The sequence below is a fragment of the Jiella pacifica genome (assembly GCF_010500815.1).
GTDB classification, from domain to species: domain Bacteria; phylum Pseudomonadota; class Alphaproteobacteria; order Rhizobiales; family Rhizobiaceae; genus Jiella; species Jiella pacifica.
Window position 1 is genome coordinate 164439 of the sequence record NZ_JAAAMG010000010.1, and the last position, 23357, is coordinate 187795.

General features: G+C 64.0%; 24 protein-coding genes and 3 pseudogenes. 20 read left to right on the forward strand and 7 right to left on the reverse strand.

Annotated features, from left to right (window positions below; translation table 11 throughout):
- Positions 1-137 precede the first annotated feature (137 nt).
- The 9 genes and pseudogenes from GTK09_RS13975 (at position 138) to GTK09_RS28010 (ending at position 8248) form a co-directional block, all read left to right on the forward strand.
- The gene (locus tag GTK09_RS13975) at positions 138-1379 is read left to right on the forward strand and encodes an urea ABC transporter substrate-binding protein (protein WP_163463780.1); all 1242 of its coding nucleotides are present in this window, start codon (positions 138-140) and stop codon (positions 1377-1379) included.
- Between the two features lie 74 nt (positions 1380-1453).
- Complete coding sequence (locus tag GTK09_RS13980) at positions 1454-2320, forward strand: branched-chain amino acid ABC transporter permease (protein WP_163463781.1); 867 nt, start codon at positions 1454-1456, stop codon at positions 2318-2320.
- A gap of 3 nt (positions 2321-2323) precedes the next feature.
- Positions 2324-3388, forward strand: a complete 1065-nt coding sequence (locus tag GTK09_RS13985) for an ABC transporter permease subunit (RefSeq protein ID WP_163463782.1) — start codon at positions 2324-2326, stop codon at positions 3386-3388.
- Between the two features lie 3 nt (positions 3389-3391).
- Positions 3392-4120, forward strand: coding sequence for an ATP-binding cassette domain-containing protein (locus tag GTK09_RS13990; protein WP_163463783.1), 729 nt, complete (start codon positions 3392-3394; stop codon positions 4118-4120).
- Entirely contained in the window at positions 4117-4818 is a 702-nt protein-coding gene (locus tag GTK09_RS13995; RefSeq protein ID WP_163463784.1) for an ABC transporter ATP-binding protein, read from the forward strand. The genes GTK09_RS13990 and GTK09_RS13995 overlap by 4 nt, the downstream gene beginning before the upstream one ends.
- A gap of 86 nt (positions 4819-4904) precedes the next feature.
- Positions 4905-6419 (forward strand): amidase, encoded by a 1515-nt coding sequence (locus tag GTK09_RS14000; RefSeq protein WP_163463785.1) that lies wholly within the window; start codon positions 4905-4907, stop codon positions 6417-6419.
- On the forward strand, positions 6419-6721 hold the full coding sequence (locus tag GTK09_RS14005; protein ID WP_163463786.1) for a putative quinol monooxygenase: 303 nt from the start codon (positions 6419-6421) through the stop codon (positions 6719-6721). The genes GTK09_RS14000 and GTK09_RS14005 overlap by 1 nt, the downstream gene beginning before the upstream one ends.
- 226 nt (positions 6722-6947) lie before the next feature.
- Positions 6948-7601: pseudogene (locus GTK09_RS28005) on the forward strand (amidase); the annotation flags it as partial.
- Between the two features lie 92 nt (positions 7602-7693).
- Positions 7694-8248: an amidase family protein gene (locus tag GTK09_RS28010; protein ID WP_312869860.1), complete on the forward strand. Its 555-nt coding sequence runs from the start codon at positions 7694-7696 to the stop codon at positions 8246-8248.
- Positions 8249-8494: 246 nt separating this feature from the next.
- Here the strand turns inward: GTK09_RS28010 and GTK09_RS14015 are convergent.
- The 4 genes and pseudogenes from GTK09_RS14015 to GTK09_RS14025 form a co-directional block, all read right to left on the reverse strand.
- Positions 8495-8731: pseudogene (locus GTK09_RS14015) on the reverse strand (transposase); the annotation flags it as partial.
- A gap of 32 nt (positions 8732-8763) precedes the next feature.
- On the reverse strand, positions 8764-8895 hold the full coding sequence (locus GTK09_RS27800) for a hypothetical protein (RefSeq protein ID WP_281353373.1): 132 nt from the start codon (positions 8893-8895) through the stop codon (positions 8764-8766).
- Positions 8896-9022: 127 nt separating this feature from the next.
- Entirely contained in the window at positions 9023-9865 is an 843-nt protein-coding gene (locus GTK09_RS14020) for an NAD(P)-dependent oxidoreductase (protein ID WP_163463787.1), read from the reverse strand.
- Between the two features lie 70 nt (positions 9866-9935).
- Positions 9936-10718: an NAD(P)H-dependent oxidoreductase gene (locus GTK09_RS14025; protein WP_163463788.1), complete on the reverse strand. Its 783-nt coding sequence runs from the start codon at positions 10716-10718 to the stop codon at positions 9936-9938.
- A gap of 287 nt (positions 10719-11005) precedes the next feature.
- Between GTK09_RS14025 and GTK09_RS14030 the strand changes: the two genes are divergently transcribed.
- Complete coding sequence (locus GTK09_RS14030) at positions 11006-11944, forward strand: LysR family transcriptional regulator (RefSeq protein WP_246217898.1); 939 nt, start codon at positions 11006-11008, stop codon at positions 11942-11944.
- A gap of 351 nt (positions 11945-12295) precedes the next feature.
- Here GTK09_RS14030 and GTK09_RS14035 read toward each other — a convergent pair whose 3' ends face one another.
- On the reverse strand, positions 12296-13192 hold the full coding sequence (locus GTK09_RS14035) for a LysR family transcriptional regulator (RefSeq protein WP_163463789.1): 897 nt from the start codon (positions 13190-13192) through the stop codon (positions 12296-12298).
- Positions 13193-13293: 101 nt separating this feature from the next.
- Between GTK09_RS14035 and GTK09_RS14040 the strand changes: the two genes are divergently transcribed.
- Entirely contained in the window at positions 13294-14394 is a 1101-nt protein-coding gene (locus GTK09_RS14040; RefSeq protein WP_163463790.1) for an aldo/keto reductase, read from the forward strand.
- A 183-nt stretch (positions 14395-14577) separates the two neighbouring features.
- Here the strand turns inward: GTK09_RS14040 and GTK09_RS14045 are convergent, their stop codons facing one another.
- Together GTK09_RS14045 and GTK09_RS28015 are read right to left on the reverse strand one after the other, a co-directional pair.
- Positions 14578-15273: a LysR substrate-binding domain-containing protein gene (locus tag GTK09_RS14045; RefSeq protein WP_312869861.1), complete on the reverse strand. Its 696-nt coding sequence runs from the start codon at positions 15271-15273 to the stop codon at positions 14578-14580.
- A gap of 30 nt (positions 15274-15303) precedes the next feature.
- Positions 15304-15477, reverse strand: a pseudogene (locus GTK09_RS28015) (helix-turn-helix domain-containing protein); the annotation flags it as partial.
- Between the two features lie 150 nt (positions 15478-15627).
- Here GTK09_RS28015 and GTK09_RS14050 point away from each other — a divergent pair.
- The 9 genes from GTK09_RS14050 (at position 15628) to GTK09_RS14090 (ending at position 23077) form a co-directional block, all read left to right on the forward strand.
- Complete coding sequence (locus GTK09_RS14050) at positions 15628-16269, forward strand: glutathione S-transferase family protein (RefSeq protein WP_163463792.1); 642 nt, start codon at positions 15628-15630, stop codon at positions 16267-16269.
- A 69-nt stretch (positions 16270-16338) separates the two neighbouring features.
- Positions 16339-17970 (forward strand): FAD-binding oxidoreductase, encoded by a 1632-nt coding sequence (locus GTK09_RS14055; protein WP_163463793.1) that lies wholly within the window; start codon positions 16339-16341, stop codon positions 17968-17970.
- 269 nt (positions 17971-18239) lie between these two features.
- A complete protein-coding gene (locus GTK09_RS14060) occupies positions 18240-18593 on the forward strand; it encodes a GNAT family N-acetyltransferase (RefSeq protein ID WP_163463794.1) in 354 nt (117 codons plus the stop codon).
- Positions 18594-18776: 183 nt separating this feature from the next.
- A complete protein-coding gene (locus GTK09_RS14065; protein WP_246217899.1) occupies positions 18777-19502 on the forward strand; it encodes a DUF1223 domain-containing protein in 726 nt (241 codons plus the stop codon).
- A gap of 150 nt (positions 19503-19652) precedes the next feature.
- A complete protein-coding gene (locus GTK09_RS14070) occupies positions 19653-19973 on the forward strand; it encodes a pentapeptide MXKDX repeat protein (protein WP_163463795.1) in 321 nt (106 codons plus the stop codon).
- Positions 19974-20036: 63 nt separating this feature from the next.
- Entirely contained in the window at positions 20037-20888 is an 852-nt protein-coding gene (locus tag GTK09_RS14075) for a cytochrome b/b6 domain-containing protein (protein ID WP_163463796.1), read from the forward strand.
- A 4-nt stretch (positions 20889-20892) separates the two neighbouring features.
- Positions 20893-21660: a molybdopterin-binding protein gene (locus GTK09_RS14080; protein WP_163463797.1), complete on the forward strand. Its 768-nt coding sequence runs from the start codon at positions 20893-20895 to the stop codon at positions 21658-21660.
- Between the two features lie 200 nt (positions 21661-21860).
- A complete protein-coding gene (locus tag GTK09_RS14085) occupies positions 21861-22415 on the forward strand; it encodes a sigma-70 family RNA polymerase sigma factor (protein ID WP_163463798.1) in 555 nt (184 codons plus the stop codon).
- Positions 22415-23077 (forward strand): NrsF family protein, encoded by a 663-nt coding sequence (locus tag GTK09_RS14090; RefSeq protein WP_163463799.1) that lies wholly within the window; start codon positions 22415-22417, stop codon positions 23075-23077. Before GTK09_RS14085 ends, GTK09_RS14090 begins: the two co-directional genes overlap by 1 nt.
- Positions 23078-23357 lie beyond the last annotated feature (280 nt).

The window sequence follows — 23357 nt, forward strand, 5'->3', positions numbered from 1 at the left end:
GGTGAGACTCGATAGCCCACACTCTTGGCACCGATGCTCAATAATATTGCAGCGCAAAAATCATTTGCAATTTCAAAATTTGTGTTTTCAAATAATCCGCATCCGTCGCCGTTCTGAGCCACGAGGGGGTTTCCACCATGCCGATTTCACGCCGCAAGTTCATCAAGACCTCACTGTCCGCGACTGCAGCTCTGGCAAGCCCTGCCATATCCACGCGCTACGCCTTCGGCAGCGACGATCCGATCAAGGTCGGCAGCCTGCTCGACCAGTCTGGTGCGATCGCCTCCTCGGGCGTCACCATGGTCACGGCGATGGAACAGGGTGTGGCTGAGATCAACGAGGCCGGCGGTCTGCTCGGCCGGCCGCTTCAGCTCATCCAGTACGACACCCAGTCGAACATCCAGCTCTATTCGCAATATGCGCAGCAGCTGGCGCTGAAGGATCGCGTCGACGTTGTTCACGGCGGCATCACCTCGGCCTCGCGCGAGGCCATCCGGCCGACATTCGACCGGTTCCAGGTACTCTACTTCTACAATGTCCTCTACGAGGGCGGCGTCTGCGACCGCAACACCTTCTGCACCGGCACGACCCCGGCCCAAACCGTGGAAAAGCTCGTTCCCTATGCGATGAAGAACAGCGGCAAGAAGGCCTACATCCTCGCCGCCGACTACAATTACGGTCAGATCACCGCCAAGTGGATGACCAAATACATGCAGGACAATGGCGGGGAGGTCCTCTCCGTCGACTTCTTCCCGCTGGACGTCACCAATTTCGGCCCGACCATCTCCAAGATCCAGGCGGCAAAGCCGGATCTCATCCTCTCGGCTCTCGTCGGCGGCAATCACGTGTCCTTCTATCGCCAGTGGGAATCGGCCGGCATGAAGGGTCAGATTCCGATCGCCTCGACGACCTTCGGCCTTGTCAACGAGCCCTCCACCGTCGATGCCTCGGTCAGCGCCGACATCTATGGCTGCTACGGCTATTACGAGGAACTCGACACCCCCGAGAGCCAGGCCTTCGTTCAGAAACTGAAGAAGCGCTGGCCCGACATCCCCTATATCAGCGAGTTGACCGCCGCGAATTACGAAGGCCTTTTCCTTTGGGCCGAAGGCGTCAAGAAAGCCGGTTCGCTCGATCGGATGGCGGTCATCGAGGCGTTGGAAAGCGGCATCACCTACAAGGGTCCGAGCGGCGACGTCACGCTCGACGGCGTGACCCATCACACCACCCGCAACGCCTATCTTGCACAGGTCAAGGACCGCAAGTGGAACGTGCTCGAGACGTTCAAGGCGGTGCAGCCCTCCGATACGGCGATGGTCTGCAACCTGAAGGATAACCCGCGCGACAACCAGCAATATGTGATCGACATCGACAGCTGATCCAGCCCTGAGGGCGGCGGCCGACATCGTCCCGCCGCCCGTTCGCGAACCTCTTTGATCGGGATCGGATCGACATGGATCTTGCAGCCATCGTGGCGCTCAACGTCGTCAACGGCGCGGCCTCACTGTTTCTCCTCTGCCTTGGCCTTGCGATCATCTTCGGCATGATGCGGATCATCAACCTCGCCCATGGCGAGTTCGTGATGCTCGGCGCCTACGCCGCGGTGATCGCGGCGAATGCCGGCATCAACATCTGGATCTCGATGCTGGTGGTCGCGCCGCTTGTCGTCGGTCTGTTCGGCCTGGTGGTCGAGCGCTGTCTGGTGCGCTTTCTCTATGGTCGCCTCGTCGATTCCATGCTCGCAACATGGGGGCTCAGCCTCCTGATCATCGGTCTGACGACGACGATCTTCGGCAACACCATGCAGGGCGTGCCGACGCCGCTCGGCGGCTTTGCCATCGGCAACTACCGGACCTCCTGGTACACGCTCTTCCTCCTGGCGGTGGCGTTGGGGATGATGGCCATCGTCTATGCGGTCCTGCGATACACGCGTTTCGGCCTGATCGCCCGGGCGGTGATGCAGAACCCCGACATGGCGGCGGTCCTCGGCGTCAATCCCGCCCATATCTACATGGCGACCTTCTCCCTCGGCGCGGCCGTGACCGGCCTTGCCGGCGGCGTTCTTGCCCCGGTCTCCGGCATCACGCCGGTCATGGGCTCGGCCTATGTCGCCAAAGCCTTCATCACCGTTGTCGGCGGTGGCGCGGCGATCATCTCCGGGACGCTTTCCGCCTCCGGCCTGTTCGGCTTCATCAATCAGCTCGGCGCTTACTTCACGACGCCCGTCTATGGCGAGGTGATCCTCTTTCTCTCAGCCATCGTCCTCATCCGGATCTTGCCCCAGGGCATTTCCGGCCGCTTCTTCAAGGGGACCGTCTGAGCCATGTCCGATACCGTCAAACTCTCCGCTCAGATCGCAGCTGTTCTTGTCGCCTGCATCGTTGTCGCAGTGATGCCGCTCTATGCCGACCTGTTCCAGCTGATGCAGTTCACGCTCTTTGCCTCCATGGCGGTGCTTGCGCTCAGCCTCGGCTTCATCTGGGGCTTCGGCGGCATCCTTTGCTTCGGCCAGACGGCGTTCTTCGGCCTTGGCGCCTATGCCTACGCCGTCGCCGCCATCAACTACGGCGACTCGACGCCCGCCATCCTGTGCGCCGTGATAGTTCCAGCCCTCTTCGCCCTGGCCCTCGGCTACTTCGTCTTCTACGGCCGGATCAGCGACGTCTATCTGGGCGTCATCACCCTCACCGTCACGCTGATCCTCTTCAACGTCTTCAATTCGACGGCCGGCGACGAATACACCATCGGGACGGCGCGGCTGGGCGGCTTCAACGGCATGCCGGCCGTGCCGACCTTCAACATGCCGTTCGATCCGACCGCGATCCTCTACCCGGAAGACTCCTGGTACGTCACCGGCGGCGCCTTGATCGCGATCTATGTGGGCCTGCGCCTTCTCCTGCGCAGCCGTTTTGGCCGGGTGGCCATCGCCGTGCGAGAGAACGAGACGCGGGCGGCGCTGCTCGGATACGACCCGCGCGTCGTGAAGCTCTGGGTCTTTGTGCTCGGCGGCGCCATCGCCGGAATGGGCGGCGCGCTTTACGTCAACTGGGGCGCCTTTGTCGGCCCGACGATCTTCGCCCTGTCGCTGTCGGCCGAAATCATCATCTGGATCTGCATCGGCGGCCTCGGCACGTTGATCGGCCCGATCGTCGGCTGCTTCCTCATCCAATATCTCGTCTCACAGATCGGCTCGCAGCAGAGCTTCAATTCCAATCTCGTCCTCGGCGCGATCCTAATCGTCTTCGTGCTCCTGCTGCCGCAGGGCCTCGTCCCGACGCTGCGCAATCTCGTCGCCGCCGGCTGGTATCGCGTCAGCGAGCGCCGCCGCGAGACCGGGCACGGGCAAAGCCGCCAGATGACCGCCGGCCAACCGGTCGGAGCGGAGTGAACCATGACGAAGATCCCTCCGCTCCTGGAAACCCGAAATCTCACCATGCGCTTTGGCGGCGTCCTCGCCAATGACGGCGTGAACTTCTCCCTTGGCGAGATGGAGCTGCGCTGTCTGATCGGCCCGAACGGCGCCGGCAAAAGCACCTTCTTCAAGATGCTGACGGGCCAGCTCACGCCGAGCGAAGGCACGATCCGCTTTCGCGATCACCCGATCGACGGCCACCCGTCCCACGAGATCGCCCGGCTCGGCATCGGTATCAAGACGCAGATCCCCAACGTCTTCAACGGCCTGTCGGTGCGCGAGAACATCTGGCTGGCCGCCCAGCGCAAGACGACCCGCAACGCCGCCCGTCAGATCGTCGACGAGGTTCTGGAGCGCATCATGCTGAAGGACCTCGCCGGCGCGATCGTCGGGCAGCTGTCCCACGGTCAGCGTCAGTGGGTGGAGATCGGCACCGTCCTCGCCGCCGAGCCGGAGCTCATTCTCCTCGACGAACCGGCCGCCGGCATGACCGACGAAGAGACCGAGCGGACCGCCGAGATCATCCACGAGATCAACAAGACCCGTGCGCTGATCGTCGTCGAGCACGACATGGAGTTCATCAAGATGATCGCCAAGACCGTCACCGTCTTCCACCAGGGGCGGATCATGCTGGAAGACAATGTCGAGGCCGTCCTCGCCGACAGCCGGGTGCGCGACGTCTATCTCGGCAAGAAGGTAGCGGCATGAGTGCGCTTCTCGAAGTCGACGACCTGCGCGCCGGCTACGGCCGCGTGCCGATCCTCGCCGGCGTCAATTTCGACATGGCGGGGGGCGAATTCCTCGGCATTCTCGGCCACAACGGCATGGGCAAGACGACGCTCATGCGCACGATCATGGGCGCCCTGCCGACGACCGCCGGAAGCGTGCGCTTCGCCGGAACCGACGTGACGAAGATGGCGACGCATCAGCGTTCGCGCCTGGGCCTCGGCCTCGTGCCACAGGGCCGCGAGATCTTCCCGACGCTGACCGTGATGGAAAACCTGCGCATGGGTCTTGCCGCGGCCAAGAGCGAGGACAGGGCCGTCATGGACGGCGTACTCGAGGATTTTCCGCGGCTGAAGCGCCTTCTCGACCGGCGCGGCGGCGCCCTGTCCGGCGGAGAACAGCAGCTTCTCGCCCTCGCCCGCTGTCTCTGCGCGAGACCGAAGCTCATCCTCCTCGACGAGCCGACCGAAGGCATTCAGCTCTCTATCATCGAGGAGATGATCGAGACGCTGCAGACCCTGCGCCAACGCTGGTCACTGTCGATGATCATCGTCGAGCAGAATCTCGACTTCATCACCCAGCTCTCCGACCGCGTCCTTTCCATCCAGAAGGGCCGGATCACCGGCGAGGTCGACCGTGCGCAACTTCTGTCCGGAGACGTCGCCATGACAGCCGCCTGATCCACACGACGACCCGGCATCTGCCAGGCCAACAAACCCCAAGACAACGAACCCGAAACGAACTCGTCCGCGAGAAAAGAAACGCCATGCCTATCACCCGCCCGAACGCTGCCCGCATCAAGGAAATGGCCGAGGACTTCGGCATGACCTTCAGCGACGAGGAGGCCGCCGAATATCTGCCGCTGATGCAGGCAAATTTCGACGCCTATGATCTCGTCGACTCCCTGCCGGACTACACCGCGCCGGTGAAATATCCCCGTGTACCCGGCTATCGCCCGGAAGGCGACGAGAACCGCTACAACGCCTGGGCCTACAAGAGCGAGGTGAAGGGCGCGGCAGACGGCAAGCTGGCCGGCAAGACGGTGGCGCTCAAGGACAACGTCGCACTGGCCGGCGTGCCGATGATGAACGGCGCGGCGACTCTCGAAGGCTTCGTGCCGGTGATCGACGCGACGATCGTGACCCGCATGCTGGATGCGGGAGCCACCATCAAGGGCAAGGCCGTCTGCGAGCATTTCTGCCTGTCGGGCGGCAGCCATACCTCCGATCCCGGCCCTGTGCACAACCCCCACCAGCCCGGCTATTCGGCCGGCGGATCGTCTTCCGGCAGCGGCGCCTTGGTCGCGGCCGGCGAAGTGGACATGGCGATCGGCGGTGACCAGGGCGGCTCGATCCGCATTCCCGCCGCCTATTGCGGCATCTACGGCATGAAGGCGACCCATGGTCTCGTGCCCTATACGGGCGTGATGCCGATCGAAGCCACCATCGACCATACCGGGCCGATGACGGCGAATGTCGCCAACAACGCGCTTCTCCTCGAAGTTCTCGCCGGCGCCGACGGCCTCGACCCGCGCCAGTACGCGCCGAAGGTCTCGGCCTATACCGAGGCGCTCGACAAAGGGGCGAGCGGCCTCAAGATCGGCATCCTGAAAGAGGGCTTCGAGATCGCGGGAATGCAGGAGGGCGTGATCGATAAGGTCAAGGCCGGCGCCGAGCGCTTCTCCGCCATGGGCGCGAGCGTGTCGGACGTCTCGATCCCCGAGCATCCGGTGGCGGCCGCCGTGTGGCAGCCGATCGCGCTGGAGGGTCTCGTCGTTCAGATGATGATCGGCAACGGCATGGGGTTCAACTGGAAGGGCCAGTACGACGTCGCCCTGCTCGATGCCCATTCGGCCTGGAACTCGCGCGCGGACGAACTGTCGAAGTCGCTCAAGCTGTCGATGCTGGTCGGCCAGTGGGGCCTCTCACACTATCGCGGACGCTATTACGCCAAGGCCCAGAACCTTGCCCGGCGCATGAAGGCCGCCTATGACGCCGCCTTCACCGAATACGATCTTCTGCTGATGCCGACGCTGCCCATGGTGGCGACGAAGATTCCGGAGAAGGACGCGCCGCTCGAAGAGGTGATCACCCGCGCCTTCGAGATGGTCGGCGCCACCTGCCAGTTCGACGTGACCGGCCATCCGGCCATGTCGATCCCCTGCGGCCTGTCGGACGGCCTGCCCGTCGGCATGATGCTCGTCGGAAAGGATTACGCCGAAGCGACGATCTATCAGGCGGCCGCCGCCTTCGAGGCCGAAGGCGACTGGAAGAGCTTCTGATGATCACCATTACGGCCGTCATCACGGCGAAGAGCGGCACGGAGGACGTCATGCGCGACGCCCTCCTCGCGGTCGCGGAGCATGTGGAAGCGAACGAGCCGGAGACCATCGGCTTCTTCATTTCGCAGGACAGCGGCGATCTGCGTCGGTTCACCACCTATGAGCGCTTTGCCGATGAAGCGGCCATGGAGCGGCACAACAGCTCCGACGCGGTGGCGAAATTCTTCGCGGCCGCCAAGCCGATCCTCGACGGCGAGGTCGTGCTCGTCAACGCGACGGAGCTTTCTGCCAAGAGCGGCTGAACGACCGGTTGAGACCTTGGCACAGCCGCGGCGCTTCGATCGAGCGGCCCCGCGAGCCGGCACGGTCTCCTCTGCCGCGCCTCGCCGGCAACGGCCACACCAACCACGAGACCTCGCGTCGCGGATCCTCTGCACAAGGAGCAAAGCCTTGGAATATATGAGCCTTCTCGACCTTTCGGACACCATCCGCCGCCGTGAAGTCTCGCCTGTCGAGGTGACGCGCTTGATGCTCGAGCGCATCGAAAGCCTTGATGGCCGCCATCGCAGCTATGCTCATGTCCTCGCAGACCGGGCGATGGACCAGGCGAAGGCTGCCGAAAGCGAAATGGGCAGGAGCATGTGGCGCGGGCCGCTCCATGGCGTTCCGATCGCGGTCAAGGACCTGTGCTACACCACCTTCGCCCCCACCACTGCCGGCACGCGTATCTACAAGGGCTTCGTGCCGGACTACGACGCGACGGTGGTCGAGAGGCTGGAGGCCGCCGGGGCGATCATGCTCGGCAAACTGAAGATGACCGAGGGCGCCTACACCACTCACCATCCCGACATAGATCCACCGCTCAATCCCTGGTCGCCCGACCACTGGGCCGGCTCTTCGTCGAGCGGATCGGGCGTCGCGCCTGCGGCGGGTCTTTGCTACGGCTCGCTCGGCTCCGACACTGGCGGGTCCATCCGATTCCCGTCGGCGGCCAGCGCCCTGACCGGCATCAAGCCGACCTGGGGCCGCGTCTCGCGCCACGGTGTCTTCGCGCTTGCCGATTCCCTCGACCATGTCGGCCCGATGGCAAGGTCGGCGGGTGATGCGGCGGCGATCCTCGGTGTCGTGGCCGGCGCCGACGACAAAGATCCAACGAGCCTTCGCGCCGAGGTCCCGGACTATCTCGCCGAACTCGGCACGTCGATCAGAGGCATGACGATCGGCATCGACCGCTCCTACGCTTCGATGGGGTCGATCCGGAAGCCGCCGCCGCGCTGTCGGCGGCCGAGGCGGTCTTCCGCTCGCTCGGCGCGCGGATCCGGGACGTGCGCTTTCCGTCCCATGAACGGCTCGTCAGCCAATGGATCGCGATGTGCGCCGTCGAGACGGCGATCGCCCACCGAGAGACCTATCCAGCGAAGAAGGACGACTACGGCCCCGAACTCGCCGGGCTGATCGAAGAGGGCCGCGCGCTCGGCGGGCTCGATCTCACCGACATCCTGCACGAGCGGCTGAAGTTCAACGGCGCGCTTGCCGCGATGTTCGAGGAGATCGACGCGCTCCTCATCCCGACCATGCCCATGCGCCTGCCAAGCGTTGCCGACCTCGCCTCCTTCGGCGACGATCCGAACGTCCTCTTACGTCTCTTGCGCTTCACGGCGCCTTTCGACTTCTCCGGCACGCCGACGATCACCCTGCCGAGCGGATTCGACAGCGATGGCCTGCCTCTGTCCATGCAGCTTGCCGGACCGGTGCTCTCGGAGGGACAGCTTTCAAGGATGGCCCATGCGTTCCAGACGCAGACCAACTGGCACACTCACCGGCCGTAGTTGTCGTCAAATACTGGACGGAGCTCGGTGAGGACGCTTTAGAGTCAAAGACTCATTGGCCTGCCCCAACTGGGTGGTCCGGGGTAAATCTTAGTGTAAGGTTGGCCTCTGCGCCATAGCTGGCGTAGCCGGCGACACTGGTCCGTTGAGCGGGCTTTCCGCCTGGCAGCGGGCGTCACCACTTCTTTCCCAACAGATCCTCAAGGCGTTCGGCGGGCAAACGATTCACTGGATCGTTTGCTGGTCCGCCTCACTGTCGAGCATCGCATCGGCCAGCATCCGCTTCAGCTTGGCGTTCTCGTCCTCCAGCGAGCGAAGCCGGCGAGCCTCGCTGACGTCCATCCCACCAAATCTGGCCTTCCATTTGTAGATGCTGGCATCGCTGACGCCGTGCTTGCGGCAGAGCTCGGCGACCGGCACCCCGGCCTCCTGCTCCCTCAAGATGCCGATGATCTGCTCCTCGGAAACACGACTGCGCTTCATGTCCTGGTCCTCTCGGTAGGCCAGAACGAACTTCAAACTGGATTAAGCCGAGGGGGCAACGTCACGGTGACGCAGAAGACCTGGATGGCCGAGTAGAGCGCCCAGTTCGGCACGTCGGTGACGCGGGCGATGAACCGAACTCCGATCCCCATGATCAACAGCATGAGAAAGTTCGCGACAAACCGGCCATCCCAGATAATGAAAGCCCGCGCCGTCGCGCCAGGCGTGCCACCTGCCGATGCCTCTCAACCGAACGTTCGCGTGATGCCGGAGACCCTGCGACACGTCAGATCATTGGCCAATCGCCGACCAGTCCTGTTCACCACCATCGGCCGCGATGATCGCGTCCATACGCGAGGCGATCAGCTCAGTCAGCGGCAGATCGGCGTCGCCTGCCGCTGCAAGCGCCAATCCCACGTCCTTGCGGCCCAGCCGCATCGGGAACCCCGCCGGCTCGAACCGCTTTCCCGCGATGATCGGGCCGTAGCTCCCGATCAGGCGATTGCCGTAGTTCACGTTGAGTAGCAGCGCCGCCATCCGATCCGCGGCGATGCCGTGGGCGGCGACGATGCGGAACTGTTCCGTCAGCATCTGCATGATAGCCGGGATGCCGGCGTTGAGGGCGATCTTCACCGCCGCGGCCATCACCGGCCGGTCGCCGACCCGTTGCGTCCCCGCCCCGATCGCGTCGAACAAGGGCTGTGCGATATCCAGATCCTCCGCCGCGCCCGCCGCGATCACCGACAGCTTGCCGGCCGCCGCCACGTCCGGGCGGCCCAGCACCTGAGCCGACACGAAACGCTGTCCCGCCGCGGCGTGCGCCACCGCCAGTCTTTCGGTGAGGTCCACGCTGACCGTGCTGCACGAGATATGGAGCAGGTCGGGACCTGCCGCGAGCAGTCCGCCCTCCCCGAACACGACCGCCTCGACGGCCGCGTCGCCGGCCAACATCGTCATGACGGTGCCAGCCCGGGCGGCCGCGGCGAGGTCGGCGGCGATCGTCGCACCCCGAGCGGCGAACGGCTCGGCCTTGGCCCGGTCCCGATTCCAGACGGTGACCTGGTGACCGGCCGCCACGAGATTGTCGGCCATGCCCGAGCCCATCTGCCCGAGCCCGATAAATGCGACATCCATTTCCATCTCCTCAAGCTCCGAAGGCCCCGGCGATCCGAGTTGACCAACCAGGCGACATCGGTGTTGCTCCTTATGCGCCGACCAGATCGGCAACGTGCGCGACGAGGCCGGTTTGGCCCGGCGCAACATGGTCGGCCATGGTGTGGCGATCGGGGAAGTCACCGCCATTTTGCGACCGGAAGGGGATCGGCTTGTCGGTAAATAGCCCGGCGAGACGTACACGCCATGCTGCCTTGATCGCCTCCACTTCCTCCGCCGTGGAAACGTGACCCGCGCCATAGACCGCGTGCGTCGGGAGCACGTCCATGCCGGGGTAGAACAGCGCGCCATGGGTTAGCGGGAACAGCAATTGATCAAGCGGCCCGTTGATACCCCGCGGGCCATAGTCGGCCGCTGGGCCGCCTGCCTGCACGTTGACCAGCGCTCGCTTGCCCTTGAGGATGCCCTCGCCAAAGCGGAACTGGTTGGAGCCATTCTGATAGCCGTAGGCGAAACCGAAGGCATAGACCCGCTCGATCCAGCCCTTCAGGATCGCAGGCACGCCGTACCACCAAAGCGGGAATTGCAGGATCACAGCATCGGCTGCGAGCAGCTTCTGCTGCTCGGCGATCACGTCGGGCGTCTGATGCCCGCTTGCGTAAGCATGGCCTGACTCCATGATGAACGACAGCCGTTCGGGATTGTCTCGCACGGGAAAGTCACCGGCGTCGTACACTGCCTTCCACTTCATGCCATAGAGGTCCGAATGGGCCACGGTGTGCCCCGCCGCCGACAACGTCTCAGCGGTCACGTCGACCAACTGCCGTGTCAGCGAAGTAGGTTCGGGGTGCGCGTAAACAATGAGAACCTTCATGGTGATATGTTCCTGATGGTTGGGGTTTGTCAGTATTCGACGACGACCCTGCCGAAATGGCTTCCGGTCCCCTCGACCCAGAAGGCGTCCGCGATCCAGGACAGCGGAAAGCAGCGGTCGGTCCGGTCCGGGTTCACCGGGTCGGGGATGTCATCAGCGTCGGGCCATCTAGCCCTAGTTGCGTATGAATCTGGATGGCTTTCATCAGCTAGCTGGTATCCGCGCCGTCGATTGAAGCGTCGCGGGATCAGCCCGCTCCTCCCCTATAGGGCGCGGCAACTTTGGATATGAAATCGAAAGTTTTACGTGGCGTTATCGACCGGATGGATACCAAAAACCTCGATCTCGGCCTGCTCGTCACGCTCGAAGCCCTACTGGCGGAAGGAAACGTTACGCGTGCCGCCCGGCGCCTGAACCTCAGCCAGCCTGCCTTGTCGGCCCGGCTGGCGCGGCTTCGCGACGCCCTCGGCGATCCCCTCCTCATCCCGGCACAGCGCGGGATGGTCCTGACCCAGCGCGCCGTCGAGCTTCGGCAACCGTTGCATGAAGCGCTTGAGGGTGTTCGCCAGGTTGTAGCAAAGGGAATGCCGTCCGACCCGGCGACCATGGGGGCTACCATGGTCATCGCCGCGACCGACTACGTGCAGTATGCGCTGCTCAGCCGCTTCTCCGTCGCGCTCAGGACCGAGGCACCCAGGGTCCGCATCGCCTGGCGTGCCCTGGACTTGCTGGCGCTTGCCACGCAGTTGGAGCGCGGCGAAGTCGACCTTGCCTTGGCACTGCCGAACCATGCACCTGCGGCCATGCGCCAGTGCCTGCTCTTTCGTGAGGATTACGTGGTGATCGCCCGGCAGGGACACCCGGCCGTGCCGGGCCGTCTCAGCCTGGACGCATTCTGCGCTTTGGAGCACGTCGTCGTGTCGCTCCAGGGCGGTGGGTTCTCGGGGCCTACCGATGCGGCACTAGAGGCCATCGGACGCCGCCGCACCGTAGCCCTATCCACGTCGGGCTTTCTGATCGTGCCGGAGGTCGTGTCGCGGTCCGACATGATCGCTTTGATTCCACGGCGGATCGCCGATGGCTGGTCGGATCAGGTGCAGGTGGTGGAACCGCCACTCACCATCCCCGGCTTCGCCATCGCGGGTGTCTGGCACGATCGGACCACCGATCACACGGCACAACGCTGGCTGCGTGAACGGCTGACGACGTTGGCCGCCGAGGGGTAGTTACCGACTCGACTGAAGGCTGCGGACGGCGTTTCCCGTAGAACCATCGTTTGCGGGAAAGCTGCTGGGATTTCGGAGGGCAGCTTATCGCTAACTCGTTCCAGAAGCCGACAGGCAGCAACCTGAAGCTTTGAGACGATAGAGCGGAGAAGCTGCCGTCCCGCGGTGACCCATCAAAGTCGTTCAGCCGGCTCGATGAGGCTTTCAGGAGCTGGCATGCACTGCCGCCTTGCCTCGTCGAATTCATCGCGCTGTTCGATCGGCGAATGGTGGTCGACCTGCGAGGCTTGCGACAGAGTATCAAGGCAAGCGATCCCAAACTCGGAGGCCGCGGCTCCCCTCCAGAGGCATTCATGCTCCGTGGTCTCGCAAGGCATCGATCAGGGCCCGTAACGCCGGCGGCGTCTGTCGCCGGCTTGGATGATAGAGCCGGCATCCCGGAAAGACAGGACAGTAATCGGCGAGGACCTGCACGAGGCGTCCTGCGGCGACATCGTCCGCGACCTCATGCTGCATCATGTAGCCGAGCCCGGCACCAGAGCGCACGGCTGCCGCCACGAGCGGTCCGTCGTTCGTGATCAGTTGGCCGCCGGGCCGAACGTTGATGTCGCGGCCGCCGAATTCGAACTCCCAGGGCAGAAGCCCGCCGCTCGTGCGCAGGCGATAGTTGACGCAAACATGTCGGCGAAGGTCGCTGGGGGTTTCCGGCCTCGGATGGCGTTCGAAATAGTCCGGCGTGCCGACGACGACCGTTCGAAGATCCGGGCCGACCTTGACCGCGATCATGTCCTTCTCGACCGTTTCGCCGAAGCGAATACCGGCATCGAAGCCGCCCTCGACGATATCGACCAGCCCGTCATCGACGTCGATTTCGACATTGACGTCCGGGTTCGCGAGCAGGAAGGCCGGAAGCTTCGGCTGGAGGATGGTTTCGGCTGCGTAGGAGAAGGTGGTCAGCCGCACCGTGCCGGACGGCGTCTCGCGCCAATCGGCCAGGCTCGACAGGCCGTTCTCGATCTCGGTCAGCGCGGGCGTCAGCGAGCGCAGCAGTCTCTCGCCCGCTTCCGTCGGCGAAACGCTGCGCGTGGTGCGAGCGAGAAGGCGCACGCCCAACCGCGCTTCGAGCCCGCGCATGGCGTGACTGAGAGCCGACGCCGACATGCCGAGCCTGGCTGCCGCGCGCGTGAAGCTGCGCTCGCGGGCTATCGCCTCGAAGGCGAGCAGATCGTTGAGTTCGGACCGCTGCATTCATGCATGGTGCTCACAAGCTCATGCAGGCCGCAACCGCTAATCATCATGGATGACCCGCTTTATCTGTCGGATCGAACCCATCCCTATGGAGACGATCGATGACTTTGACAGACTACCGCACACTTGGCCGCTCGGGCCTTCTCGTCAGCCCGCTGGCACTCGGCACGATGACATTCGGCGCCGAACGCTGGGGGTCGGGACGAGAACAATCCCGCGCCGTGTTCGACGCCTATGTCGATGCCGGAGGAAATTTCATCGACACCGCCGACGTCTATTCCGGCGGGCAAAGCGAGGAAATGGTCGGGGCCTTCGTCCGCGAGAAAAAGGCCCGCGATCGCCTCGTGATTGCGACCAAAGCCGGATTTGCGCGCAGCCAGGACGGCAATCCGCACAGCGGCGGCAATGGCGCGAAAGCCATTCGCGCCGGCCTCGAAGGGTCGCTCCGCCGCCTCGGCACCGACTATATCGACATGTACTGGCTTCACGTCTGGGATCGCGTCACGCCCGCGGAAGAGGTTCTCGGCACGCTGACCGATGCCGTCAGAGCCGGCAAGATCCTGCACTACGGCTTCTCCAACGCGCCGAGCTGGTACGTCGCCAAGATCGCGACCCTGGCCAAGGTCCACGGCCTGCCCGTCCCGATCGGACTTCAATATCAGTACTCACTGCTTGATCGCGGGGTCGAACTCGACATCCTGCCCGCCGGTCACGAGTTCGACCTCGGCATGGTTCCCTGGAGCCCGCTCGGCGGCGGCCTGCTGACGGGCAAATACGGACGCGAGATGCTAAGCGAGGCCGCTCGACCCGGAGGGCTTCCGGACAAGGCAGCGTCGAGCGAGGCGAGCGGGAACACCGAGCGACTGAAGGGCGACAACCCCTTCGGCGGCATGCTGTTCACCGAGCGCAATTTCGACGTGGTGGATACGCTTCGCGATGTCGCCGGCGAGATCGATCGCTCGATGGCCGAGGTCGCCCTGGCCTGGGCCGTCACGCGCAAGGGTGTGTCGTCCGTGCTGATCGGGGCGAGCCGCGCCGAGCAGATCGCCAAGAACGTCGCCTCGCTCGACATCAGCTTGACGGAGGACCAGGAACGGCGTCTCGACAAGGTGAGCGCCGTGCCGATGCTCAATCCCTACTTCATCTTCCAGCTTCCGCCTGCGATGCGCTTCGGCGTCGCGTCGGCGAGCGGGTGGCGGTAGGGTGCCAGCCAGCTCGGCGAACTACAGTTTCTTCAAACAGGTTTCGCGAACGTGCCGTTTCGCTGTCCGTCCATCATTGCCGGACACCATCGCCACCTTGGACCGGAAGAAATCAGTTAACGGCATCCTCGGAACCACATCCTTGGATGCTGACGCGAACTAGCTAGCGCCAACGCTAGGCGGTTACGGTTGGAGGACGGAAATCTGCCGTAGCTTTTCGCTAGCGAAATCAATGAAGGAGCGGATCTTCGCCGCGGCTCGCCGTCCTTCGTGATGGACGAGGTGTATCGGCAAGGGGGCCGGCTCATGGTCTTCCAGCACAATCTCAAGCCGTCCGGTGTCGAGATCCTCGGCGACTTGATATGACAGGGCGCGGCAGAGCCCCCACCCTTGTCGTGCGACCTCTATGGACGCGGCGACGCTGGTCATCGTCAATTGCGGATCGATCGCGACCGTGGTCATGGAGTCCCGGCCGAAGCGCCAGGCCAAGGCAGGTCCTGCGCCGGAGATCGCGATCAGGCGGTGGCTTGCAAGATCAGTGGGCACATCGGGCCGGCCCCGTGCTTTGAGGTAGTCAGGCGCTCCGCAAACGACGCGACGAACCTCACCGACCTTCAGCGCCGTCAGGTTGGAAGGCGGAAGGTGGCCGATCCGCACCGCGATGTCGTAGCCTTCCTCGACCAGATTGACGATCCGGTCGACCATCAGGACCTCGGCCTTTACGCCGGGAAAGCGGTCGAGAAACTCGGTCAGGATCGGTGCAATGTGGATGCGGCCGAATTCCTGCGGACATGTGAGGCGCAGTCTGCCGACGGGCGTACGCGCCGCACCCGCCACCAGATCGTCGGCGGCCTGAAGCTGTGCGAGGATCTCCCGCACCTCGTCGAGATAGGCGAGGCCAGCGTCTGTCAGTCGGACCCTCCGCGTCGTCCTGGTGAAGAGCCGGGCTCCAAGCGCAGCTTCGAGGTCGTTGACGCCTCGCGTCGCGGAGGGCGCGCTCAATCCGACCGCTCTGGCTCCGGCGGCAAAGCTCTCGGCTTCGGCCACTGCCACGAAGACTTTCAGCGATTGCAGGCGATCCATACGGGCCCGATAATTGCGGATTTTGAAATAGTCCTCTTCGCCTAGCGCTTATTATGCTCGCGAGCAAGTGTAGTTAGGTTGAACCTGAAACCGAACCCGGCACGTCCCGTGGTGAGTGAGCAGGGTCGGGTTATTGCGAAGGAAACAATCATGTCGAAGACGAACCTCAACGACCAGCGGCCGGTGAAGCTTTATCGGAGCGCGAAGTCCGGACACTGCCACCGCGTCCAGCTGATGCTCTCACTGCTCGAGATCCCATATGAGACGATCGAACTCGACATGGCGAACGGTGCTCATAAGGCACCGGACTATCTGAAGCTCAGCCCGCTCGGACAGGTGCCGGCGATCGAGGACGATGGGGTCGTTTTGTCTGACTCGAACGCCATCATCACCTATCTGGCAGAGCGCTATTCCGATGCCGGCAAATGGCGCGGTGCGACGCCGGTCGAGGCGGGCGAGGTGCAACGCTGGCTCTCGATCGCCGCCGGCGAGATCGCCTCCGGCCCCTGCGCGGCCCGGCTCGTGACCGTCTTCGGCGCCAGGCTGGACCACGAGGCTGCCAAAGCGAAGTCCCACGCCTTGTTCAAGGTCATGGACGCACATCTTGACGGCCGCGACTGGCTCGCCGCCGAGCGGACCACACTCGCCGACATCGCCGGCTACAGTTACGTCGCTCACGCCCCCGAGGGCGGCGTCGGACTCACCCCCTACCCCAATATCCGCGCATGGCTCGCCCGCGTCGAGGCGCTGCCGAACTTCGTCGGCATGGCCCGGTCGCCGGCCCTGGCCTGACCCAGGGACATGCCTCTTCCTCGGCGAACCCTTGGCGAACCGCAACACAGAAGGAATCGGAGATAGGCCATGACCGACCTCTCCTCACCTTTTCATCCAGGCGAAATCGAAGCGCAGCGGCGCGCCGGCGTGGAGGCCGATGCCGCCGCCGGTGGGCGATTCATCCGCAATCAAATGCCGGACCAGCATCGCGTTTTCTTCGCCGCGCTTCCGTTCGTCGTCGTTGCAGGCGGTGACGAGGCCGGCCAGCCATGGGTGACGATCCTCGAGGGGGAGCCGGGCTTCGTCTCATCGCCCGATGCAGGGCGTCTGTCGATTGCGGCACGCCCCGGCGCTGGCGATCCGCTCAAGCCTGTGCTCGGCCCCGGATCTGCGATCGGCCTGCTCGGGATCGAACTGTCGACGCGCCGCCGCAACCGGCTGAACGGCACGGTCAGCGGGAACGGCGATGGACTTCAGATCGCGGTCCGGCAGAGTTTTGGGAACTGCCCGCAATACATCAACGAACGTGGGTGGTCCCGTGTCCCGTCGACTGCCGCCGTGTCCCCCCACACCGCCGATTGGTTGGACGCGGACCAGATGACGCGGATCAGCCAGGCCGACACTTTCTTCATCGGGTCCAGCCATGCAGCAGACGGCGGAAAAGCATCGGACGGCTTCGATGCCTCGCATCGCGGCGGACGTCCGGGCTTCGTGCGCGTCGCCAACGAGCGGACCCTTCTCATCCCGGACTATGCCGGCAACAGGTTCTTCAACACGATCGGGAATATCGTCGCCGATCCCCGCGTCGGCCTGCTCTTCGTCGACTTTGAGGCCGGCGGGATGCTTCACATCGCAGGGCGGGCGGAGATCGACTGGCATCCGGTCGCGAGCCATGACCCTGACGCCCAGCGCATGATCACGGTGAGGGTCGAGACGGTTGTCGACCGGCCCGGTGCCCTGTCGCTGCGCTGGAGCACCGACAGCGTCGAGCGCCTGGACCTGGAGATCATCGACAGGATCACCGAGAGCGAGACGATCACGTCATTCCTTTTTGCGAGTGCCGACAGAACGGCGCTGCCGCCATTCGAAGCCGGCCAATATCTGCCGATCACGCTCGACATTCCGGGAGTGTCGGAGGCGATCAAGAGAACCTATTCGCTGTCCGGTTCGCCATCCGACGAGAGCTGGCGTATCAGCGTCAAACGCGAGAATGACGGTCTCGCCTCGCGCTTTCTTCACGATCATGTCGAGGTGGGAGACAGGATCGAAGCGCAGCCACCGGCAGGCGAATTCCTTCTCCCGGATGGCGAGGCGCCTCTCGTGCTCGTCAGTGCCGGGGTCGGGGCGACGGCGGTGCTGCCGATGCTGCATCAGAGTTTAGCGCAAACACCGCAGCGGTCGGTCTGGTACGTGCACGGCGCCCGCGACGGGACTGTCCACGCCTTCCGCCCGGAAGTGGACGCGGCCATTCGCCGGTATTCCAATGCCCGCCGCAAAGTCTTCTATTCGAAGCCTACAGACCACGATCGGACAGGCGTGACTTACGACGTGGAGGGCCGCGTGACCGCGGCAGACCTCCTCGAACTCAACGCCGGCCCTGAGGCCCACTACATGATCTGCGGGCCCACGCGCTTCATTGCCGAGCTCCGCGAGGGTCTGGAGACGGCAGGAGTGCCGGGTGATCATATCCATTCCGAGACATTCGGCCCTGTCGGCTGACCGCACCCACGACGCTCTCCGGAGGCGTGAATGTAACGGGACCGGTCCCTGGCGCGTATGAGCCGCGTGCAAGTGTACTTACCCCGGTCAAGGAGATCGTTTGTGATTTTCAACGAAGCCATCGAGTCCGACGTTCCCGGGCTCGTTGCCCTCATCAATTCGGCTTATCGATCGCCCGGGGCTGTGGCAGGCTGGACGGACGAAAGGGGCTGCTGGAAGGCCCGAGGGTCGAGGAGCAGTCGATCCTGACGGCGCTCGGCAAAGGCCGAATGACGGTCGCACGGCCACCCTCGGGCACCAATCCGGTGGCCTGCATCCATATCGCCCTGGATGAGGACCGGGGCTGGTATCTGTCTTTGCTTGCGGTGGATCCCGACCAGCAAGGCAAGGGAGTGGGCGGCGCACTCCTTGAGGAAGTCGCACGACAGGCGATCAAATCCGGCATTCCTAATCTTCGGATAACCGTGATCAGGCAGCGCCGGGACCTGATCGCCTGGTACGAGGCCCGCGGCTTTCGCCCGACCGGCGAGACCGTCCCCTTCCCCTATGACGATCCTTCCGTCGGGCGCCCTTTGCGCAGCGACCTCGCGTTGGTCGTCCTGGAACGGCGCCTGGCTCCCTGAAGCGCGGCGATCGCGATGTTTCAGGACGGGTCGGGATGCCCCAAGTTGGCCGGGCTTGTCGCGGCTGTGCGAGCCGGAAAGAATTCTCAAATCGCGTTGTAATGGTCCGGTCTCGCCTGACGTAGTCATTCTCAGTCGAAGCCACCACCACAGGTGAGTGGGCGATCTTCTGGGAGAACTCTGATGACCAGATGCGTAGGAATGGGTCGCAGTGATCATGCAAGGCGGTACGGCGTCGCCCTCGCCGCCTTGTTGACAACAGGCGCGCTGTTATTGCCGGCACACGCCGCCAGCAGGCCCGTCACGGTGGTGGAACTCTTCACCAGCCAGGGCTGCAGTTCGGTGCCGCCGGCCAATCGCAACGTGATGAACCTCGAGAAAAGGCCGGATCTTCTGCCGCTGAGCTTCAGCGTCACCTACTGGGACCAGCTCGGCTGGAAGGATACGTTCGGCGCCGAGGCTTTCACGACCCGCCAGCGGGACTACGAACCGAGCCTCGGGCGTGACGGGCCCTTCACGCCGCAGGTCGTCGTCAACGGACGTCACGACACCGTCGGCAACAAGGCCGAGGCCTTGCGGGCCATGGTAGCAGGGGCAAAGCCGCCCGCCGAAGTCGCGATCGACATCACAGGCAATGTCGTGAAGATCGGGACTGGCATCGCGCCTTCGTCCGGCGCCGACGTCTGGGTCGTGCGCTACAGGCCCGGGGTCCAGAGCGTCGATATCGCGCGCGGCGAGAATGCCGGCACCACCCTCCCCGTTCCGAATGTCGTCACCGACATCAAGCATGTCGGGCGGTGGCTCGGCGTCGGGATGTCGTTCTCGGCGCCCGCTTCCGAAGCCGGGGTCAAAACGGCGGTGATCATCCAGAAACCCGGCGGCCCAATCCTTTCGGCTGCGACCGACTGAACTCACCACCACGCAGATTGGAAAGCCTCTCGCAGCGGGACATACCGAGCCCGACGCCGAGGAGCTGTGCCGCTCAGATGCCGCGCCCGCAGGCCGGCGTAACCGGAAGCGTCCTGAGGAAACGGGGCTTCCTCTTTCAGGAGTAGTGACATGACCAGAACCTCCCGCCGCCTCGTGCTGCCGCTCGGCGCTGCGCTGATAGCCGCAAGTGCGGCCTTCGCGCCATCGGCCTTCGCACAGGATGCGATGCAGCCGCATAGTGACGACGCCATGCAGCCGGATGCGATGGCGCCGGACGCGATGACCCCCGACACGACGACGTCTGACGCGATGAAGGCCGAAGACACCATGAAGCCGGACGACGCGATGGCCCCCGACGATGCGATGGCGCCCGACGGAGCCATGCAGTCGGACGACGCGATGGCTCCCGATGATGCGATGGCACCGGATGAGATGAAGCCGAAGAAGTAACGGCAAGGCCGAAGCGTCCGGGCGGTTTCGCCCGGACGCTTTCTCCTTTTGAGGATCGCGGACATGACTGACACCGGCTTCGGCGTCGATGCAAACCTTCAGGATGATGCGAAGTCTGGCGGCCCGACTGTCGTCTATCGGCATCGGCTCGCCACGCGGGTCTGGCATTGGACGAATGTCGTCACGCTCTTCATCATGCTGATGAGCGGGCTGACCATCTTCAACGCCCATCCCCGCCTCTATTGGGGACAGTACGGCGCGAACAACGATCACGCCTGGCTGCAGATCGGATCGGCGGACAATCGCGGCTATCTGCGCGTCGGCGACACGACCGTCGATACGACAGGCGTGCTCGGGCGCTGGACGAGCGCGTCGGGCAACACGGTCAACCGGGCCTTTCCCTATTGGGCGACGATCCCGTCGAGCTATAATCTCGCGGTGGCGCGCCATTGGCATTTGTTCTTCGCGTGGATCTTCGCATTCGGCATTTTGCTCTACGCGCTCTGGAGCGTCGTCAGCCGACATCTGACTCGGGATCTTCTGCCGACGCGCAAGGAGATTGCGCCGGCCCATATCTTGCATGATGTCGCTCAACATGCCCGCCTGCGTTTTCCGAAGGGGGAAGCAGCGCGCCACTACAACGTTCTGCAGAAGCTTTCGTATTGCGGCGTCCTGCTCGTGCTTCTACCCGCCGTCGTGCTGACAGGGCTTACCATGTCACCGACCATGAACGCCGCCTGGCCATTCCTCCTGGATATCTTCGGCGGCCGCCAATCGGCACGCTCCATCCACTTCATCGCCGCGACGCTTCTCGTGCTGTTCATCCTGGTTCACGTGGCGATGGTCGTGCTTGCCGGTCCGATCAACGAGATCCGTTCGATGATCACCGGCCGTTACCGTCTTCCCAAAGAGTGATCCGATGGTTTTCTCTCCCACCCGCCGCACTTTCCTCACTGCCGGACTCGTCGGTGCCGCCCCACTCGTTCTCTCGGGCTGCGACGTCTTCGGCCTCGCGCAGTCGCAGGGGGTGAACGACGCGCTCGGTTCGTCCGAAGATCTCGCAAGGCATGTGCAGCGCCTTCTCGGTGGCGAGGCGCTGGCGCCGGAGTTCGAGGAAGCCGAGATGTCGCCGGTGTTTCGTACGAACGGCAACACCATGCCTGCCGATTCCGCCTATCAGGCGCTGGCGCAGCGAAACTTCGCCGGCTTTTCGCTTGCGGTGGACGGGCTCGTCGAACGGCCGATGCAGTTCACGCTTGCCGAAATCATGGCGATGCCGTCTCGCACTCAGATCACCCGTCACGACTGCGTCGAAGGCTGGAGCGCCATCGGTAAATGGACCGGAGTGCCGCTCGCAAGACTTCTCGACCAAACGGGCCTCAAACAGGATGCGCGGTACGTGGTCTTCCACTGCGCCGACGATTTCAGCGGCTCGAAATACTACGAGAGCATCGATCTTGACGCTGCGCATCATCCCCAGACGATCCTTGCCTACGGGATGAACGATGCGCCTCTGCCGATTGGACATGGCGCTCCCCTGCGCCTCAGGGTCGAGCGGCAGCTCGGCTACAAGCAGGCGAAGTTCGTGATGCGGATCGAGGCCGTCGCAAGTCTCGACAGCCTGGGTGCGGGCCGCGGCGGCTACTGGGAGGATGCGATCGGATACGACTGGTACGCGGGAATTTGATCACTGACTTGCGTGCTCGGAGAGTGGCTCATGATCGTCGCACAGATGACCGGGACGCCAGGCGAGATGGACTTTGAATACGACAGAGAGGCGTTCAGTGATGACGCAGCCGGAAGGGGTCGACGAGTGCCGGTAAATGCTGTCCGCGGCCGCGAACGCGTCGCCACCCGCAAACGTCCTGCGGCAGGTTTGGCTTTTCGATGACCCATCCACGTGAGCAGCAATGGTCGGTCTGGATGGCCGCCGCGCTGGAAGGCGACGAAGTCGCCTATCGTCTCTTCCTCGAGGCCGTAACCCCGCATCTGCGGATGCTGGCCAGGAGACGACTGGCTGCATTCGGTTCGGACAACCAAGACCACGAGGATGTCGTGCAGGAAGCGCTTCTGGCCATCCATCTGAAGCGCGGCACATGGGACCCGCGTCGGCAGATCGGGCCGTGGTTGTCGGTGATCCTGCGCAACAAGATCATCGATGCACTTCGCCGGCGCGGGCACCGGGTGACCGTGCCGATCGACGACGTCGTCGAGGTGCTCGCGGACGAACAATCGGGCACACCGACTGATGGACAGGACATCAGCCGGATGATGGAGAATCTGAAGCCGGTTCAGCAGGACATCGTCCGCTCCATCTCGTTGGAAGGCTTCAGCGTTCGCGATACCGCCGCGCGGCTCTCAATGACCGAGAACGCGGTGCGTGTCGCGTTGCATCGGGCGCTTCGGAGCCTGGCCGCAATCTACCGTGGAGGAACACGATGATGTCCGACGACGACAGCTCCCGCGGCCCGACCTCCGGAACCGACCGCCTGATCGAGATGCTAGCGAAGGACGCTGGCGCATGGCACCGTTTCGGCACGGTGCTGTTGAAAGCGGTGGCCATCGGCGTTGTAATGGCGGCCGTTGTCTTCATTGTCCTGATGAACCCTCGCCCGGATCTGGAACAGGTCATCCGGACGGCCCGGGTGCTATTCAAGTTCATCGTCACGGTGCCGCTCGCCATCGCGATGATCGGGCTTCTCGACCGTATCGGGCGACCGGCCGCACCACTGGGGCCCTGGCCATGGCTGCTTGGCGGCGTCGGTGCGGTCCTCGTGGTCGGTGTCGGCATCGAACTTGCCATGGTGCCGTCGTCGGAATGGGCCGCGAGCCTCATCGGAACGAATGCACGCTACTGCCTGATGTTCATTCCGTTGATCGCGATCGGCCCGCTCGTCTGTTTCATCGTCGCGCTGCGCCAAGGCATGCCAGCGCATCCGGGCCTCGCAGGCGCTGCGGCTGGCGTCGCGTCGAGCGCCATCGCGGCCGCCTTCTACGCAACCCACTGCCCGGACGACAGCCCGCTCTTCGTCGCCACCTGGTACACCCTCGCCACCTGCATCGTCGCCATCTGCGGCTACTTCGCGGGCCGGCGGTTCCTGTGACGAACCAGCTCACGCGGAACGAGCGCTCGCCAACCACCAGCTCATCCGACTGCAGATCTAAGCAACGAAGGACTGATCGGCCCAGCTCGTTTCAAACCGCGGCGTCCCCGGGCGGAGAGCGGCGCGCCTGCGCGACCGCGGGCCGGGTTGTCCTAGAGCGTCCGGTAAGAAGTCTGAATCGCATAGTTTCGTTTGGAAGCGTATTCTGATTCCCTGGAGCGCGGGAGGATGCGCACCATGGGAAAACCGGTTTCATCGGACTTGCGGCTTAGGATCGTTC